Genomic DNA, 16673 nt, shown 5'->3' on the forward strand with positions numbered 1-16673 from the left:
CCCTTATATAGAAATTGCGTTTTCTCGGGAACCGCCCATGTTTGACCGCGCTTTTGTGATTAATCTTCCCTTCAAAACCGACCGACTGCACGCGTTCCAGGCACGCTATCCGAGCTGCCTGCCGAAGGCAGAAGTCTGGCACGCCCTGCATGGGGATTCCGTCACGCCACCAGACTGGTGGACAGCAGGAAACGGTGCATGGGGCTGCTACCGAAGTCACCTTCAGATTCTCGAACATTGCTATAACGCGGGCATCGAGTCTTACATTGTGTTCGAGGATGACGCGATCTTCCGGCCTGATTTTGACGAGAGACTGCCCAGGGTGCTGGCTGAACTTCCCTGCGATTGGCAACAGCTTTATCTCGGCGGACAGTTGCTGCACGAAGCGGCTCACCCACCCGGCAAAGTAACCGAATCGGTCTTCGTCCCCTTCAATGTGAACCGGACCCACGCCTTTGCCGTTCATCGCCGAGGTTATGAGCTGCTCTACAGGCACCTCCACCAGATCCCCTTTGCTCCACACGAACACATCGATCATCATCTGGGGCGCTTGCACGAGTCAGGAAGGCTTAAGGTCTACTGTCCTTCCCGGTGGCTGGTGGGCCAGGACAGCGGTCCATCGAACATTAGTGGCAATAATAACGCTGCGACGTACTTTACCGATCCCGAGCGTCTGGCCATCGTGGAGGGGAAAAGAGAAGTTCGTCCCGTGCCTGCCATTTTTCTGGAATCCACAATCGACGTCGCAGTGGAATTGGAGCGGCGTGGCTGGCACCGCGGCCACTGGCAGAATGAGCAGAGGCTAGACCGGGGAGTCTGTGCGGCGATGGCCGGGATGAAGATCCATGCGGATCTGGAGCAGTGGTACAAGGTCGTCATGCCCGAAGCGGTTCGTGAAGGGAAATCCTGTATCTGCTTGTTCCACCCCTCGCTGAACTGGCCTTGCGTCGAATCACTCAACTTCGCCCGCTTTCATCGCATTACAGCCGATCATCCTGAGGAAGCAGAACGGCAACTGGCCGAAGTTCTGTTCAAGTTGACCGAGGCCGTAGCAGATTCAGCACCGCCACGCCGAAACCTGATCTATCACATCTGGCCACGCAAGGGGAACGGCGTCTGGCGATGGAACGTCGAGCAACTGCTGAAGCGGATCGAGCAATTCGACGGGGTTCGCTCAATCGGCGTGGCCACGTCTCCCGAGGCCGACGCTCTGGTCGATGTCCAGCGAGCCTTCGACGGCGTGAGGATCGACAACTGGATTGAGTTTCCGAACGATCCGAACATGGGCGAGGCTCAGACGTTCGTTAAGCTGCTGAACACGCTTCCCGTCGGCGACGGCTCGATCACGTTCCGTGGTCATGCGAAGGGGGTCAAATACGACGACCCGCTGACCTGCCGGGACTGGACAGAGATGCTTTACGAAATCTGCCTCGACGATTCTGAGCACGTTTCCGCAACGCTGGATCAGTTTCCGGTAGCAGGCCCGTTTTGCGTCGATAACCGATGGCCGGGCGGGAACAGGTTCGGCTGGTACTATTCGGGCGGCTTCTACTGGTTCACTGGGGATATTCTGAAGAAGCCAGAGGCGACGTCGATTCGCAGAGACTACTGGGGGGCGGAACTCTGGCCGGGACAGCACTATGACCGAAACGAGATCGGGATTCTATTCGGCCAGAACTGTGGTCACCTGTACGAGACCGGGGAAGTGGAACGGATGAAGATGTGGCTTGAGGATTGGCGTTCCCAGGGGCGAAACGCGAGGACCGCTGCATGTGGTTCCTGATCTCAATGGGGCGTCCCGAGCAGTGTGGCCGCGTGATCCGGTCGATGATGAACTGCGGGCTCTCGACTCCGGGGAGACTCGTGGTCAACGGGACTGCTGACGAGGCCGCGTACAGACAGATCGAACTTCCGAACAACTGGAACATCGAAGTCCTGCCGCAGAATCTCGGCGTGTGCGGGGCGATGGCGAAAATGTTCCGCGACTACCCCACCGAAGACTGCTATTCGCTGGTCTGTGACGATGAGTTCGTCGAAACACCCGGGTTTGACGTGCGACTGATTGAAGCGGCGGGACGCTGGGGAATCTCACACGGCAACGACCGGCAGATGACGGATCGCCCAGAAGAATGGCTGCACACGTTCGCGACCTACGGCGGTGATCTCGTGCGAGCTGTCGGCTGGTGGCCATTGCCGGGGTTATGGCACTGTTTTTTCGACAACACGTGGCAGTTGATCGCCAAGGAATTTGGATTACGTCGGTACTGCCGCGACGTGCTGACGACTCACATCAACACATGGGACGAATCCGCACCGATGGACACAACCTACGCGGCAGGGCGTCAGCCTTCCCATCTGGATGAGGCCCGATTCCAACAGTGGAAACGGGACGAGTGGCCCTATGTTCGTGGGCAGCTTAGAAAATTGTTGAATGGAGCGAGTTACAGATCGAATACGGCTTCGGATAAACAAAAATGCCCATCGAGTTTAGATCGCTCGATGGGCACAGATGCAAGCCAGTGATCAGCAAGATCAGAACGACGCTTGATTCAGCGATCGTTCCCCTCGATTTACGCCATCTGACGTGCAGAGTTTGGCATACACATTCTTATCAATCGTTTCATTGATGAATTTAACGGATCCATCGCACATCATCGCGTTCACGCCGCCAGCATGATTGGAGCTGGGCCGAGGACGAGACAGGGGGGCAGCAGCGATATCTCGGTTGATGAACCAGCCATCAGGTCTTGTGGCGGCATCTGGAGTCCCGAAATTGGTTCCGTCAGTGTTCAATGTTGGGACAGAACCGACGAATACAAATTCGTCTGAAGTAGGCTGATTACTATTGGTGTAAATTCGTGGACCGAAGCCGAGCGCATTAACGTCGATATCGTACCAGTTTCCAGCTTGGATATTCTCGGAGAGAAGAAGGGTTGTCGAGGTTCCATCACCTGCGCCTACGAAGTCAAGCGAGGACTGAAAGCCACTCGTCGAGCGCCAGATTACTCCGGTACCTGAATGAGTTTTAATATCAGTTGGACTAAACAAGCTGCTGTCACCGTCCCAGCTGATGGACCCAACTTGGTGATATCCGCTGGCAGTGGCGTCGCTGGTGAAAACTTCAGCGACACCAAAGTTGGCACTTGAGATAAATCCAGCGTTAACGACGTAGCTCAGTCCCCCTGGGCGTCGGTGCGAATCAACGTCGTCCGGGCAAGTGAAAACCTGGATCCAGCCTGTGTCGTCGATGGTGTCAGTAGCATCGGCTCCGTTGATTGTCGCTACACCAGCATTGATGAAGGCATCATTCTTAATGTTTTTGAGAAGTGCTGCGTTATCGAGGAGTGGCAGAATCTGGATGGGCCAACCAATAGCCATTGTGCCAGTGCCGTTACCATTGGTAACACTAATTGTCGAGGAAAGGGCGGGAAAAGTACCGTTGTTTCCCGAAGAAAAATTGATGATCGCAATCCCCACTTGCCGGAGATTGTTCGAGCATTCCATTCTGCGTGCAGCACGGCGAGCTGATTGCACGGCGGGTGCGATCAGGGAGGCCAGTACGGCGATGATGGAGATCACCACCAGAAGTTCGATCAGCGTGAAGCCGCGTCGCGGCTGGCGTTGTTTTTTGAGGCGAAGGCGAGTCATCTTGCATTCTCCAAGGAATTGAAAGTTGAGAAGGGTTCGATCGAAAAGATATGTGCCTGTTTCCGTCGAACTCGCCGTTCGACTGCAACGCGCAACCGAATGGCATCTTAGCAAATCGGAAGCCACAGATCCAATGTTTTTTTAAGTTGCTTGCTGTAAATGACTTGTGTGGTTACCTGTCAGTTTTGCGGAATTTTGTTCTGTGTTTGATTGTGCTTCGTCTGTCTCCTCTGTGTGTTTTGTTTTGCTGCTTTGTGTTTCTTTTGCTGCGTTCTGCCCGCGTGCCTCACGATCAACATCAATTCAGGATTTGGCGGTAGAGCACCAGTTGCTTCCAGTTAATGCCGTTGGGAATACCTGATGTTGATGTGTCCGGGAGAATGCTGAAGGTGCTGTTGATCGGTGTGATTCCCTGGGCGGCAAGATTTTTCCATTGTTCCACCGCGCCAGTACGATCGATGACGAAAAACGCCCGCTGCGTTGGCGAATCTTCCAGACGTCCGCCGATGCGAATGGCCGTATTGCCTCCCGAGGTTTCCTCGACCGCTTCAAAGTATTGCACGGCGATGAAGACACCGAACGAGTTGGATCGCGTCGTTACGTTATTCATGATCTTGGACAACAGGCGATTCTTCGCCAGTGAGTCCAGCGGCGCCGATCCACCGATATGTTCGGCCTGTTGACCGACTTCGAATAAGCCGCGCGGGTCGGGCAGGGTGGCGTCCCCGTCCAGGATGCGGAATAAGGTGTCCTGACGCTGGCTGGTCTGGCCCCGCGCCGTGAAGCTGAAACTGCGGAACGGCCGTGATCCAGCCAACCCGGGAATAAACAGTCCTGTGACGGGATCTGCACTCGCCTGGGGCGGAGTAATCCCCGGCAGGAAAATTCCATCCCGGGATCGCAGGAATTCGTACCACCAGTCGCGCGTGGTCCCGGTCGATGCGACCGTGTCTAATGTGTCACGACTGGGGATCGAATTGGGCAGGATGTTCAAGACGAGGTTGTCGTCCAGCAGTCCCGCCAGGACGTTCGAATGACGAACCATGTTCAGGTTGAGCTGTCCATGGACTCGCGGCCACCCAAAGTTCGTCGGCAGCCCAAGCTGGTTGACCGAGTAGTCACGCAGTTCGGGATGACGGTGCATGGGGGAGGGGACTTCCAGGAATTCGAGCAAACGATACCACCGATTGTCGAACTGAGGGTTCAAGTCGAGTGAATCCGGGTAGTCCGCCAGCATGAACTTGGTATTGGCCGTTAACGCTCGGTTCGTACCCGAAAGGTTGAGCTGGTTGACGGGGCTGTGATTGGCGTAAGCCAGTGCGCGCGTCAGGTACCAGGTTTCTGTCATGTCGTACCAGAGGTCGCTGGCGGCATAGAGTCCGGGCCCCACCAGAGGAAGTTCCAGCAGTTCGCCGAGCGATGCGAACGGTCGGTCAAAGTGGAATTGTGAGACCAGTGGGACCGGTGGAGGACTACTTTGATTGTACTTTCCCGTGCCGATGAAGTTACGCAGGGGGGCGGTTGTGGTGTTGCCCCACTCATTGCTGATGGGGAATTCGACCTCATTGTCGGCGGCCAGCGGCTCTGGTCGGTACCGGCTGTTCAATGCCTGCAGCAGTGGCACGACGGTCGTGGCATCCGTCGTATTGGTCGTATTAAAGATCTTGATACCGCTTTCGGGAGTCAGCATGTTCCCGGTCTGAAACCGGTCGACTTCAATCCAGGGGTTGTCCGCTTCGTCGGCCGGTGTCGTGGGGGGCTGGCGATAGGGGTTGGCTCGCCGCATCAATTGGAAAACGACAGGCAGTCTGTCGGTCATGGGGTCAGGTGGCGTGTTGTTCTGACCGAGCAATTCTCCTCGCGTTGGTTTGTCCACAGGAGGCGTAGCACCATCGGTCAAACGAAAATTGGCCGGTGGATCGACGATCAGATCCAGTCGACTGGTCGGTGCGAGAGTGGCAGCAGGGGCGACCGTCGTGCCGTTGACGACGAAGTTACTGCTCGGATTGCCTGAGGTGTCGTGAGTGGATCCATCACCGGCACTCAGGATCGTGAATGCACCTCCGGCAGGAATGGAGCCGATCAACGGGGTCAGGCGCCGCTCATCGGCGGAACCGGTTCCCGGTCCCGCGGGGAGCACACGGATCTGCCACGCATTGTTCGTGGTGAAGTCGATGGGGTAGGGCGACGTGCTCTGCAGATCGATGTAGGTGAAGAAGCGGGCTGTCCCGTCATCGAAAGCGGTTGTCGGATTGTTGCCGGTCAATTGATTCGTCTTGATCACCAGCGCTTCGCTGATGGTCAGTTGCTGAGCTTCGACACCCCAGACTTCCTTGCGGTTCGGCTCGACGGTGGTGTAGGGATTATCATCCATGCCCCAGCCGTCGCTCAGGTCTGTGTCGTACTCAAACCGGGTGATCACGTTATCACGATCCATCGCGTCAACATAGTTCACCGCGAACTGCGCCATCTCTTTCAGTTGCTGCGATGTGTAGACAGCACCGGGAGGCGTGTTGGCTGTTGTCAGCGGATCGACGTTCAAGCCACCGCAGTAAAGGTACAGCAAGGTGTAGATATCCCGGGCCATTGCCTGACGGTCTCGCCGAGCGAAGTACTCCTGTTGCGATGGAGAAGCGATCGTCGGGCCGGGATACGGCAGCGGTCCGGTAGGAATGGCAGCGCTCGGGACGTTCGCGGGGTGTGCGGTCAAATCACGGAACATCAGCGAGGTGGGGGCCCCGGCGGAAAACGCCTCTCCTGTTCCATCCACCAGCAACTGGTTGGCGCTCAGCCGGAACTGTTTGGTGCTCAGGGGCGAAATTCCGCTCAGGTGGTACCAGACCACGGTTCGGAAGGGGCCGACCGAACTCATGTAGTTATTCTCCCACGCTCGCATCTGCACGGTGGACGCAGACGGATCAGGGTTGAGCTTGCTGTATTCGCGACGGTCAGAACTGACGGTCGTGTATTGCGAACGAATTCGGGCCGCGTAAGAACTGGCAGTCGAATTCATGGGGATCAGGCTGGAGATGCGCGAGGACGAGCGGACGGTTGCCCCGTCGGCGGTTGACTGCTGAAGAAAGGCGGTCTCCAGCGCGCCGAAGGCCGCATCGCTACTTACGGCGCTCCCCGTCTGGGTGCCGGAGATGGCGGGGGTCTTCGCATAGGTGATGGCATCCGGATCGACGATGATTTCTGTCGCATCGTCGGTCAGTTGATTTCTGGTTGAAGCGACAGGCAGCAACTGTCCGGCGAACGTCGAATTCGCCAGATTGACGTCCGCGTTCGCGTGATATCCCTGAAAGGCGAGCCAACGATTGGGGCCAATTCCCGGCTGGATGGAGCGGTCGATCAGGTTCAGCTTCTTCCCCAGCGGGTTAAGGCCTCCCAGGTTGGATTGCAGAATGCTACCGTTACCGATCAAGTCGAGCGGAGTACCCAGATACGGCACGACGGAATTGCTCGTCCACAAGTAGGGATAATTGTTGGACGCGTCGAGATTGTCGTTAAAGTTGATCATGCCCGCTTGGGGCAGTGATCCCGATCCCGTGGCAATCAGATTCAGTAATACGTCCACGTCCCCCAGCAAGCCGGGCGTCACCGATTCAATCGCCGGGGCCATGGCTGCTGCCGTTGCCGAAGCAGACAAACCGATTTCGACGTTGTAGTGGGGGCGTCCGTAGTTCAGGAAGAACCATTCCAGATTCGCCACTTCCCGCATATTCATCGGGGCTCGGTCGGCACCCAGCGACTTCAGAAAGCACCGGTACTGATGGGTGTCCGCGACGGAGACGGCCAGAGGATCTGTTGGATCGGTGGTCATCCCGTAAGCGGCATTGATTTCGGAGGCGGCGTGTCCCTGATTGGAACTGCCAAGATATCGCCCCACCCCCATCACATCCGCACCGAACTCCTGCGTTGTCAGATCCGCGGGGATGAGTTCTTTCGTGAGTGTGGAAGTGGTCGTGTTCAGGTTCAGCAAGCCATTCAGATCACGCACCTGAAACGCAAACAGAGGAATGACTAGCTTCCCATCCCCCCGGCGAACGGGAGCGTATCCCAGGTCCAGCAGGATGGCGTCGCGGATCCCATCCCCGTCCGTGTCGACATCGAGGTTCACTTCGTGCGGGGCGTGAACTTCGATCAGAGGGCGGGATGTCCATACACCTAGCCGTCCTCCGTTCGTCGGAGATCCAGAGCTATCCAGGGGCTGGAACGAAAACCCGGTGCTCAGGCCCAACCCTGCCGCTTCGGAAGGGAGTACGAAGCGTTTGATATTGGTCGAGTTGCCACTTGAGTCGATGTAGTAATGGTCAGAGTGTGGTCGAAAACTCCGGGACGCGGGGACTGCGGTCGGATTGTCATACCAGTCCTGAATTGCGGCTCCGGCGCTGCGCAGATATTGCGGTCGTAAGAACGAGGGGATGATCACCCGCTTTGAGGTTGCGGGGTCGTTTAAATTGTCATACGCGACGGCATCATAGGAGAGTGCCATGTTGTTGATATCAGGCGATGTGTAATCGATGTCCGGTGCAGGAAGCGTTGCCAGCGATTTCCCTGTACCCCAGAGCAGTCCATTATTCGCGACGGGCGAGTCGACAATGTTGAGGAAGTTCGGGTTGTCTCCGGTTCCGTCAAAGTCCATATCGACGGTGGCGTTGCCAGACGCATCGATGGCAAGGTTGACACCTTCCCCATTGAAGGGGATTCCGTCGCGACCCAGCAGACCCGGTACCAGAGAGAAGCGTCCGCCCCACAGGATACTGTTGTAGTTGCTGTCGTCAGGGCCGAGGATCAATTGGCGCAGGGGCCAGTCAAAAATCCCATCGGGCTGGCTGGTCGTACCGACAGTGCGCGCTTCACTTGTGAAGTATTCCGCTGCCTGGCGATCCTGATTGGCCAATGTAAAGAAGGTGAAGCCCAGTAGTGCCAGCAATCCCAGCAGTGCCAGCACGACAATCATCGTCGAACCTCGACGACGATGCCGTTGTGGCGACTTGGTGTTCAGGGAGATGCGATTCATGATAGACCTCACAATTGTTCCGTGTGCAACACGGCCCGCACGCTGAAAGATTTGACGTGTCTTGGTCAGGAAACTGTCAATAAGGGTCCACAAGCGATTGGACGATCGTGACCTGGCGAATCTGCTCACTGGCGATGTCGCGGTAATTAATCGTAATTTGAACCGCACTTACCGCGGTGGCGAAAGGTGGGTTCGAATTACGATTAGCGGGGCTGCCCGGTTGCGCAATTTCTGCCCTGGGGTGCCAGGTGTCATAACGATATTTGCCGTTTCCGGCCGTCGACGGCGAGTAATAGAAGTTTTGTGAATTGCCAGGAATGAACGAACCACCTGTAATCGTGTTGTCTCCCAGATCGACGAACTGACCATAGCCACCATTCGCGGCCGGGTCCCAGACTTTCACGTCAAAGCTCAACGCGTTGGCCATCAGGATGTCCGTACCGCGACGCTGGATGGGGCTGCTGGAATAGTTGGTCACCGCTCCATTCAGGTCGAGTGTGACTGGGGTATTCATGGACATGGGATTCGTGTCGAGCGCGGGGTTCTGTCGGTCCGGAATCGTCGTCATCGCCCCCGGGTAGTAGAAGGCCGAATCGGAACATTCCGATGTGGTGTACCGACCAATGAATCCCGTATCGTCGGCGGTACCAAGCTGGCCGTCTGTTCCAGCCATGGCGAATTCACGAGGAAGCCCCGTCCACGGATCATGTCCAAACCGTGTCTGTGGAATCCCCAGACTGAGAATGCGGAACTGGTCTTGTGGCTGAAGGGGGTTTGGCAAAGGAAGCGGGGTACTGAAAGCCACCTCCTTGGGCCCGTTTGCATCGTTGCTGAGGGATTCGCCCACGTTATGAAAACGAACTCCCCCTCCTATCAGGTTGGTGCCTGTGGAATTGCCGCGGAAGTTGAAGGCCGAGTAATCAAGGTCCCGCCAGAACGATCCCCCGCTCGGCAGGTATTCACTGGTGTAGTCAGGATTCCCAGTTGAGATCAGTGGGCCACCATTGTTGGCGCGGGGTTGGCTGTCGGAAGGGTCGGTGTCCCGAATCAGCAGCACCCGACGATAGAGGTTCCCCCCTCGCAGAAAATACGAGATCTCGGCTGCACCCGATTGTCCCATCATGTTTCCAGCGATGCCGTCGTCGAGTTCCGGCTGGTCTTCCGCCAGATAGATCGTCCCCAGAGTCGACATCGGAAGAATAGGACGGTCCACCTCGATCTGTGTATTTCCCCCTGGAAGCGAGATATTGGTCACGCGATAGCGACCGTCGTTCGACTGGAGGCCGTTCGAGCTGCGACTTCCGGAAACCCAGATGTGGCCAAATGGTGCGCCGGAAGGGAAGTACCCTGTGACATTCCCCGTAATGGTAAAGATCCCCTGCAGGCCGCTGTCATCCTGGCTCGCGATCGTTCGTGTGGCACCCGAGAAGGGGACGGCCACCCCCAGAAACGGAGCGGTGTCCGAGTTTTGCGATTTCAATGTGACCTTGGTGGTGAACTGCAGCACGTCATCGGTTTCATCGGTCGGGTCATTCTCGGCATAATACCAGTACCCCGATCGGCGAAGCAGCAGACCTCCCAGTGCCCCAGTATCCTGGCCTGGAGTGAAGGGGATGATGTCACGGAAAGTCCGCTTCTCCAGATCACCACGGATGACCGATGTGAGCATGCGGGCTTTTTGATCGTTCTCCGCGAGTCCTCTCTGCTTGGACAACGACCCTGCGGCAATCTCGAAGATCGTTGCGAACATCGACATGATCAGCAGAATCAGACCGACAGCGATCAGCATCTCAACCAGCGTAAACCCGCGAGCAGTGCGATCGCCCGCTGTCGGCTGGGAACCCCGAGCCAAACGGCTGCGCTTCAGTGCGGGGTTGCGGATGTTGGAATTACGTGTCATGGCATTATCTTTAAACATGATGTGGAGCCGTCACCGCCGACGATTCGATTGCTCGCAGCTATGTGTTACACGAGCGTCATTGCGAACCTGTAAAGGTCCCAAGTTCGTAGACGTTAACGATGCTTTTCATCACGACCACATCCAAAGGATTCGCCGGTGGATCGACCAGATCCTTGTCGAGCAGAACTCTCCCGTTCGTCAGATCGAGGTCAACGACACGGTACCAGCGGGCCTGTGACGGCTCGAAAATGAAGCCACCCTTCTTCAGATACAGAGGAGCGGGGGTTCCGATGGAGAGTGAACGCAGATCATCCGATCCTGGCCAGCCCCGCTCGCTGGCGTTATCCAGTGTTCCATCCAGATCATCATCGACCCCGGCGATACCGGGAGCACCATCGAATCCACCCGAGGCACCGATGGTGGACATCTGATGCAGGGCATTTCCGGAAGCAGAGTCAATCCCTTCATCTGCGGCAACGAAAGTACGGTTGAAGAAGACGACAAGATCGGCATCTGCCTTCCAGCTCGTCAACGAGGAGTCCATGGGTCGCTTCCGTACGGTCAATAACCATGTATAGCGATTATCACGCACTTCAATTCGAGCTTTAGCTGGAATGAAATTGGATGGCAGGTCATAGGCGGGGCCGCCACTCGGGTCCTGCCAGCTCATCTGATTTCCACTCACCACTTCGCGGATCGTTCGCCGAACGGCATACCGACCTGTGGGGTCAAGTAAGACCATGCGGTAAAGGGGGAGCGAGGTTCCGGCGCCCGTCAAGGTCCGGGGGGCAATATCCGCAAAATTGGAGGCGGGGGAGGCGAGTGTCACCAGGAACGAACCGTTGGAGTATCCCCCCGCGACCGTGTCTTGCCGTACCAGAGACCAGCTATCAGGAAGCAGTGCGGCGCTTTCGGCATGCTCCAGTGTCACAGGTCCGCCGGACCGTCGCTGAACACCCGCGATGTTATTGGGTAAGCCGTACAGCGAGAGGGAGCCGAACGGATCGACGATCCCTCTCACGGGGGCATTGGTCGGGTCGAGACTGGCCACATTCGGGAAGGAAATCGTGGCGTTGCTCATGATCGACCCGTCGTAGACGAGTCTTGCACGGGCGTTTTTGCAGACGATGGCCGAGTTGGTCAGTTGTGATGCCTGCATGGCTCGCAAAATCGAGATCGGAAACAGCGTGGCCAGCGAGACGACTCCCACCGCCATAATGACCATGGAAATCAGCACTTCGCTGATCGTCACGCCGCTACGCGGACGCACGACAGTCGAGCATGAATGGGAGGGGTAACGGTTCATTAGTTTGACACCTGTCCCGTCTCAGCAAAGCTATAGGGGTCGTCGGCAACCTGATCCGCAGGGCTGACGTTGGTCGGATTGACGTGATGCACACTCACGTTTCCGGTACGACCATTGAGGCTCACCAGAATCTGGTCGCGTGTCACAATCGGCGTCCCCGCGGTCCCGTTGGCGGGAACGATGGGTGGGGACCATTCGGTTGTGCTCGGGTTGGTCTTCTGAATCCGTCCCGGTACTGTCTGCCACAACACCACATCGGCCGAGTCCGCCAGATGCAAATGCAGGATTCCATTCCCGGCCACGTCACCAGCAACGGCGCCGCGCGGATTGAATAGAATGTCCATATTCGAGGAATAACCGAGTGCCGTATTTGCCAGCGACGGACGCCACGAAAACGGCACGCTGGATCCATCCAGATCAATGACCACGCCCGTCGGCAAGGGGACAGGATTCGAACCAGGGAGCGGCGTCGGGGGCATCAAAAGTGCATAGCTGACAGACATCCCTGCATATTGGGGAAAGGACTTGCTTAACTGGATCCAATTCCCTCCTCCCGTTAGTACTCGACTGGCGATAGAGCAATAGTTTCCACTGTTCTTAGGGATTTCAATCTGAGACCCGACATGGAGGAGTCCCAGATTCTGTAGCTGGATCGGGTCGACAATGAGGAACTGTATTTTATCTCCGGCGCCGTCGAACCGGATCTCCCCGTCCGACCACCGTTCGGCCGCACCGACATACTGGACCGCGACGGCCGTATGGCGATTGAGCGGATCGAGGATCAGGCGGACTCCACGGATTTCTTTGGCAAAAATGGCCCGATCGCGCGCCCCGGCGATAAAGGATTGGAGTTGACGGCCCGCCTCACGCACACGGTCGCGACTCATATTAAAGTTGATCGACGTAATGGTGATGGTCGCGAGAATCAGCATGATGCTGACGACTATCAACAGTTCCACCAGGGTGAAGCCGGATCGGCGAACGGGTTTGACGACGCTGGGGTGACTTCGCATGGATCAGTTCCCCCTGGTTCGTTGATTGAGGTTCGTGATGTTGTCCACCAGAGGAGCGATCGAGTCTGGTGCCGTCAGCGACAAGGGGCGAGCCAGCCGGTGGGTGACGGATGTCGTATCGTTGGGTTCGTGCAGGCCCAGTGCCCGATCAGGGCCCGCCGAAAGAATCAACGGCGTGTGGTAAGTGGCTTCCGGGAAGTAAAGTCGAAATCCCGCACGGAACGTAGCTCTTTCGGCAGCAGTCATTCCGAATAAATAAACCGCAAATCGGAACGAGGGATCATCCGGATCGCGGTTCAACGGTTCCGGATCGTCGCTACCTGGCCAACCCATTTCCGTCACATCATCGGTCGTACCGTTGTTGTCATCGTCTGCACCTGCGACCCCTGCCGAGCCGTCTTTGCCGAACGAGGCCGGTTCGAAGTTGGCAATCGAGGGTGAACTTCGTAGTGATTCCTGGTCAAAGTCCGGCAGTGAGGGAATCAGCATCGAGGAAAATTCTCGAGTTGGCACCTGGACTCGGAACGAACTCGCGGTTGCCCCTTCCTGCGGTTTGATGAGACTCGTCGGCCAGCGATAGAAGCGGAGCGGTTGGCCCCAGGCGTCAATGAAATATTTCAAGTCGATCGTCGATCCGCCGATGTCGATGGGAATTGAGGCGACTTCCGCAGCAGAAAATGCATCGTCGTCCACCGTGGGGGCACCGAATGACTCGCCCTGTGTAATGGCGAGATAAAGGAGTGCCGCACTCTCATAATTAGGACGTTGCGCTAACCCCGTGAAGTAGGAGTAGTAATTCACGCCATTGAAAACGGAACGCTCTTCCACACGCTGGGGGAAAGCCATTTGAAAGCGTTGCTTACGAACGATGATCTCCGCCACCTGGCGGTTAGGAATCTGGCTCTCAGGAGAGGTGAGCCCGATATTCGTCAAATCAACGGTTAGCAGTCTCCGGGCCGCGTCGGAAAAGTCCATCCGGTCGAAGGCTTCTCTTCGCTGCTGAAGGATCTTATCGATTTTGGCGATCGTCGCGAGCGTGGCCTTCTCTTTCGACGTCCCGATGAAATTGCCGAATGCAGCGGCGGCAATTGCCATCAGCAGGACCATGATCATGATGACGATCAAAATTTCGACCAGCGTGAAGCCGAACCGCAGGGCGGTGTGGCGTCTCGTGGCTGGTGTCACTGTTGTCGTCTTCATCTTACACCTCTCGGCCGATCACAATCGGAAGTTGCTCACTTAATACAGGGTTGGGTTCAGGCTATTGGGCAAGCACGCCTGTTGAAAAGTTGGTAATGTTGTCTCGCTCGGCATCCCGATCGGAGGTCGTCACCGTCAATGTGGAACCGGCCCAACTGGGCAAAGCGGTGGTGTCCCACGCAGGCAGGGGGTCCGTGTTGCCGGACACGTAAGGTCCACCCGGGCCGTACTTCTGATCGCGGCCTGGTGAGATAATCTGGAAAGACTTCTGTTTGAACGGGGTGGCTGACAATAACGAACCCTGCCGATAGGCCAGCACGGGAATATCGGCCGCCTGGGTGTAGGTGTCGGCATACTCATTCGAAATTCCAGTGAGATGTTCCCGATAACCTGACCCGTCATACGAACTGAAGTACAAGTAGGGCTTTGACTGAGCGGGGAAGGTGTCTTTGTACTCCGGGAATCCCTCTACGCCATAGTCAGTGAAACGGCCGGTGTTGAATTCAAAAAATGGTCCTTCACGTGTCCCGCCCAGTGAGAATGGATCTGCCGGGTTCTTGGAAAAGCCTGAGGGGGCAAACTGTTTCTGGCCGCCGACCACCGTGCCATTGGGCATCCCTCCCAGGAAAAAGACGAGGCATTCCCCCTGTGTGAGAGTGAAGGGGCCACCTGTCGTTGTTCCGTCGTTGTCGAGATCGCGAGCCTTCGTATGGTCAAAGTTGGGCCACATCTGGCGCAGAATCGACAAGCTGTTGATTGCCGCCTGATTCGCCGATCCGCTACTCCAGCCATTATTCGTCGAGGGGTCTTCCCACAGTGTAATGCGACTTGGGGGTTCAATCCCGAATCGCGACTTGAAGGCGCCAATCGCGTTTTCAAGATTGGAAATTTCGGATCGGACCTGGGCGATAATGACCCGATTTCGTGCGGCGTTGAGGGCGGGCAGCAAAAGTGCCGTCAGGATTGCCAGGATCACGATCACGATCATGACTTCGATCAATGTGAATCCGTTTCGCCGCAGGCCAGGCGTGTGCTGAGAAGGCCCTGTCATGATTCGTTCCTAACTTGAATTTGGCGATATTGAAAATGCGGTCGAGTCAGTAGTCAGGTCATCGCAGCAGATTGAAGTGGAGAGAGGATTTTGGCACAGCGACTCAGGCCGGGTGGCCGGAAATCGCTGTGCCTGGTGGCCTCGTCTCGTCTGACCTTACGACAGGTCGTTGAGCAACTTGATCAGGGGCATGAAGAGGGCGATGACGATGAAGCCGACGATCAGACCCAGCACCACCACCATCAGTGGTTCCAGCAGGTTGACCAAGCCTTCCACCAGCACGCCGACCTCTTCGTCGAACACATCGGACACCTTGTAAAGCATGGTGTCGAGTGCCCCCGTTTCTTCACCCACGTCGACCATGTTGACCACGATCTCGTCTACGGTTCTGGTTTCGCGTAATGGCACTGCCATCGATTCCCCTTCGCGAATCGCCGCGATGATATGTTCATAGGCCTTGTAGAAGACCGCGTTACCGGCAGTGTCCCTTGTGATGGCGAGTGCCTCGAGGATCGGAACCCCGGAAGCGACCAGTGTGCCGAGTGTTCGACACGTTCTGGCGATAATCGATTTACGGAATATCAGCCCCAGTAGCGGTATTCGAAGTGAGACCCAGTCGACGATATAGGCCCCGGTTTTGTTCTTTTTGATGATTTTTATCATCAGCCATAACGCAAACGGGATGACGGGGCCGAGGTACCAGTAGTTGACGACATTGTCGCTGCACTGGATCAGGACCACCGTAATGCCGGGAAGCTCCGTACCGAAGTCGTCGAAGATCTTTTTAAACTTCGGAATGATGTAATACATGATGAAGCCGACGATCAGCGTGGCGACCGTGATGACCGCACACGGATAGATCATGGCCCCTTTGACTTTTCGCTTCAGACTTTCGGATCGTTCCTTGAACTCGGCCAGTCGCTGGAGAATGACTTCAAGAGCACCCCCCGCTTCACCGGCTTTCACCATGTTCACGTACAGATTGTCGAACGCCTTCGGCTGCTTGGCCATCGCTTCCGACAACGTGCTGCCTGACTCGATGTCATCAATGACCCCGATGAGCGAGCCTTTGAGTGGTCCGGGGCGTGCCTGGTTTTCCAGAATTCGCAGGCTGCGGAGAATCGGAAGTCCTGCGTCCTGCAGCGTCGAGAGTTGTCGCGTGAACGTACACAGCTTTTTCCCGCTGACGCCTCCAATCGAGAATCCCCCACCCGCCTTCTTGCGCTTGGGAGGGGCCTTCTTCTTGGCGTCCGCCTGAGTCTTGCCATCCCCCTTAGTCTTACCGGACTCCGCCTTAGTCTTCTTCGCACGACCCTTCTCGGTGATCTTCGTTACGAAAAAGCCTTTCTCACGGATTCGCGACTGGGCCTCTTGTTCGGAGGCGGCGTCGATCGTGTCCTTGACCTCGAGGCCCGTGTTGTCCATTGCTTCGTACTGGAATGTCGGCATCGCCCGTCTCCGATCAATTTCACTCGCATTGAGGCAGAATAGTGTTGCTAAATAGTCCAGTGACCAGAATCTTGGTGGTGGTT

The 16673-nt window shown here is 56.6% G+C and carries 10 protein-coding genes; 2 read left to right on the plus strand and 8 right to left on the minus strand.

Going from position 1 to position 16673, the window contains the following annotated elements; genetic code table 11:
• Positions 1-37 precede the first annotated feature (37 nt).
• Both ACGY09_RS16130 and ACGY09_RS16135 read left to right on the plus strand, forming a co-directional pair.
• Positions 38-1783, plus strand: coding sequence for a glycosyltransferase family 25 protein (locus ACGY09_RS16130; RefSeq protein WP_397568537.1), 1746 nt, complete (start codon positions 38-40; stop codon positions 1781-1783).
• Positions 1771-2523, plus strand: a complete 753-nt coding sequence (locus ACGY09_RS16135; RefSeq protein ID WP_397568538.1) for a hypothetical protein — start codon at positions 1771-1773, stop codon at positions 2521-2523. The genes ACGY09_RS16130 and ACGY09_RS16135 overlap by 13 nt, the downstream gene beginning before the upstream one ends.
• Positions 2524-2532: 9 nt before the next feature.
• On the opposite strand, the gene ACGY09_RS16140 is transcribed toward ACGY09_RS16135, so the two are convergent.
• The 8 genes from ACGY09_RS16140 to ACGY09_RS16175 form a co-directional block, all read right to left on the minus strand.
• The gene (locus ACGY09_RS16140; RefSeq protein WP_397568539.1) at positions 2533-3648 is read right to left on the minus strand and encodes a DUF1559 domain-containing protein; all 1116 of its coding nucleotides are present in this window, start codon (positions 3646-3648) and stop codon (positions 2533-2535) included.
• 298 nt (positions 3649-3946) lie between these two features.
• Positions 3947-8671 (minus strand): hypothetical protein, encoded by a 4725-nt coding sequence (locus ACGY09_RS16145; RefSeq protein ID WP_397568540.1) that lies wholly within the window; start codon positions 8669-8671, stop codon positions 3947-3949.
• Positions 8672-8747: 76 nt separating this feature from the next.
• Entirely contained in the window at positions 8748-10571 is a 1824-nt protein-coding gene (locus ACGY09_RS16150; RefSeq protein ID WP_397568541.1) for a type II secretion system protein J, read from the minus strand.
• Positions 10572-10647: 76 nt separating this feature from the next.
• Positions 10648-11877: a hypothetical protein gene (locus ACGY09_RS16155; protein ID WP_397568542.1), complete on the minus strand. Its 1230-nt coding sequence runs from the start codon at positions 11875-11877 to the stop codon at positions 10648-10650.
• Positions 11877-12890 (minus strand): Tfp pilus assembly protein FimT/FimU, encoded by a 1014-nt coding sequence (locus ACGY09_RS16160; protein ID WP_397568543.1) that lies wholly within the window; start codon positions 12888-12890, stop codon positions 11877-11879. The genes ACGY09_RS16155 and ACGY09_RS16160 overlap by 1 nt, the downstream gene beginning before the upstream one ends.
• Before the next feature lie 3 nt (positions 12891-12893).
• Positions 12894-14090 carry a type II secretion system protein gene (locus ACGY09_RS16165; protein WP_397568544.1) on the minus strand — a complete coding sequence of 399 codons (1197 nt, stop codon included), beginning with the start codon at positions 14088-14090 and terminating at the stop codon, positions 12894-12896.
• A 61-nt stretch (positions 14091-14151) separates the two neighbouring features.
• Complete coding sequence (locus tag ACGY09_RS16170; protein WP_397568545.1) at positions 14152-15141, minus strand: type II secretion system protein; 990 nt, start codon at positions 15139-15141, stop codon at positions 14152-14154.
• Between the two features lie 156 nt (positions 15142-15297).
• A complete protein-coding gene (locus tag ACGY09_RS16175; RefSeq protein ID WP_373649193.1) occupies positions 15298-16590 on the minus strand; it encodes a type II secretion system F family protein in 1293 nt (430 codons plus the stop codon).
• Positions 16591-16673: the final 83 nt, after the last annotated feature.

It is taken from the genome of Schlesneria sphaerica (genome assembly GCF_044336245.1).
GTDB classification, from domain to species: Bacteria; Planctomycetota; Planctomycetia; order Planctomycetales; family Planctomycetaceae; genus Schlesneria; species Schlesneria sphaerica.

Bases quoted from the DNA above. Each gene is read 5' to 3' on its own strand.
- ACGY09_RS16130 (WP_397568537.1), top strand. From the start codon at position 38: ATGTTTGACCGCGCTTTTGTGATTAATCTTCCCTTCAAAACCGACCGA.
- ACGY09_RS16135 (WP_397568538.1), top strand. From the start codon at position 1,771: ATGTGGTTCCTGATCTCAATGGGGCGTCCCGAGCAGTGTGGCCGCGTG.
- ACGY09_RS16140 (WP_397568539.1), bottom strand. From the start codon at position 3,648: ATGACTCGCCTTCGCCTCAAAAAACAACGCCAGCCGCGACGCGGCTTC.
- ACGY09_RS16145 (WP_397568540.1), bottom strand. From the start codon at position 8,671: ATGAATCGCATCTCCCTGAACACCAAGTCGCCACAACGGCATCGTCGT.
- ACGY09_RS16150 (WP_397568541.1), bottom strand. From the start codon at position 10,571: ATGACACGTAATTCCAACATCCGCAACCCCGCACTGAAGCGCAGCCGT.
- ACGY09_RS16155 (WP_397568542.1), bottom strand. From the start codon at position 11,877: ATGAACCGTTACCCCTCCCATTCATGCTCGACTGTCGTGCGTCCGCGT.
- ACGY09_RS16160 (WP_397568543.1), bottom strand. From the start codon at position 12,890: ATGCGAAGTCACCCCAGCGTCGTCAAACCCGTTCGCCGATCCGGCTTC.
- ACGY09_RS16165 (WP_397568544.1), bottom strand. From the start codon at position 14,090: ATGAAGACGACAACAGTGACACCAGCCACGAGACGCCACACCGCCCTG.
- ACGY09_RS16170 (WP_397568545.1), bottom strand. From the start codon at position 15,141: ATGACAGGGCCTTCTCAGCACACGCCTGGCCTGCGGCGAAACGGATTC.
- ACGY09_RS16175 (WP_373649193.1), bottom strand. From the start codon at position 16,590: ATGCCGACATTCCAGTACGAAGCAATGGACAACACGGGCCTCGAGGTC.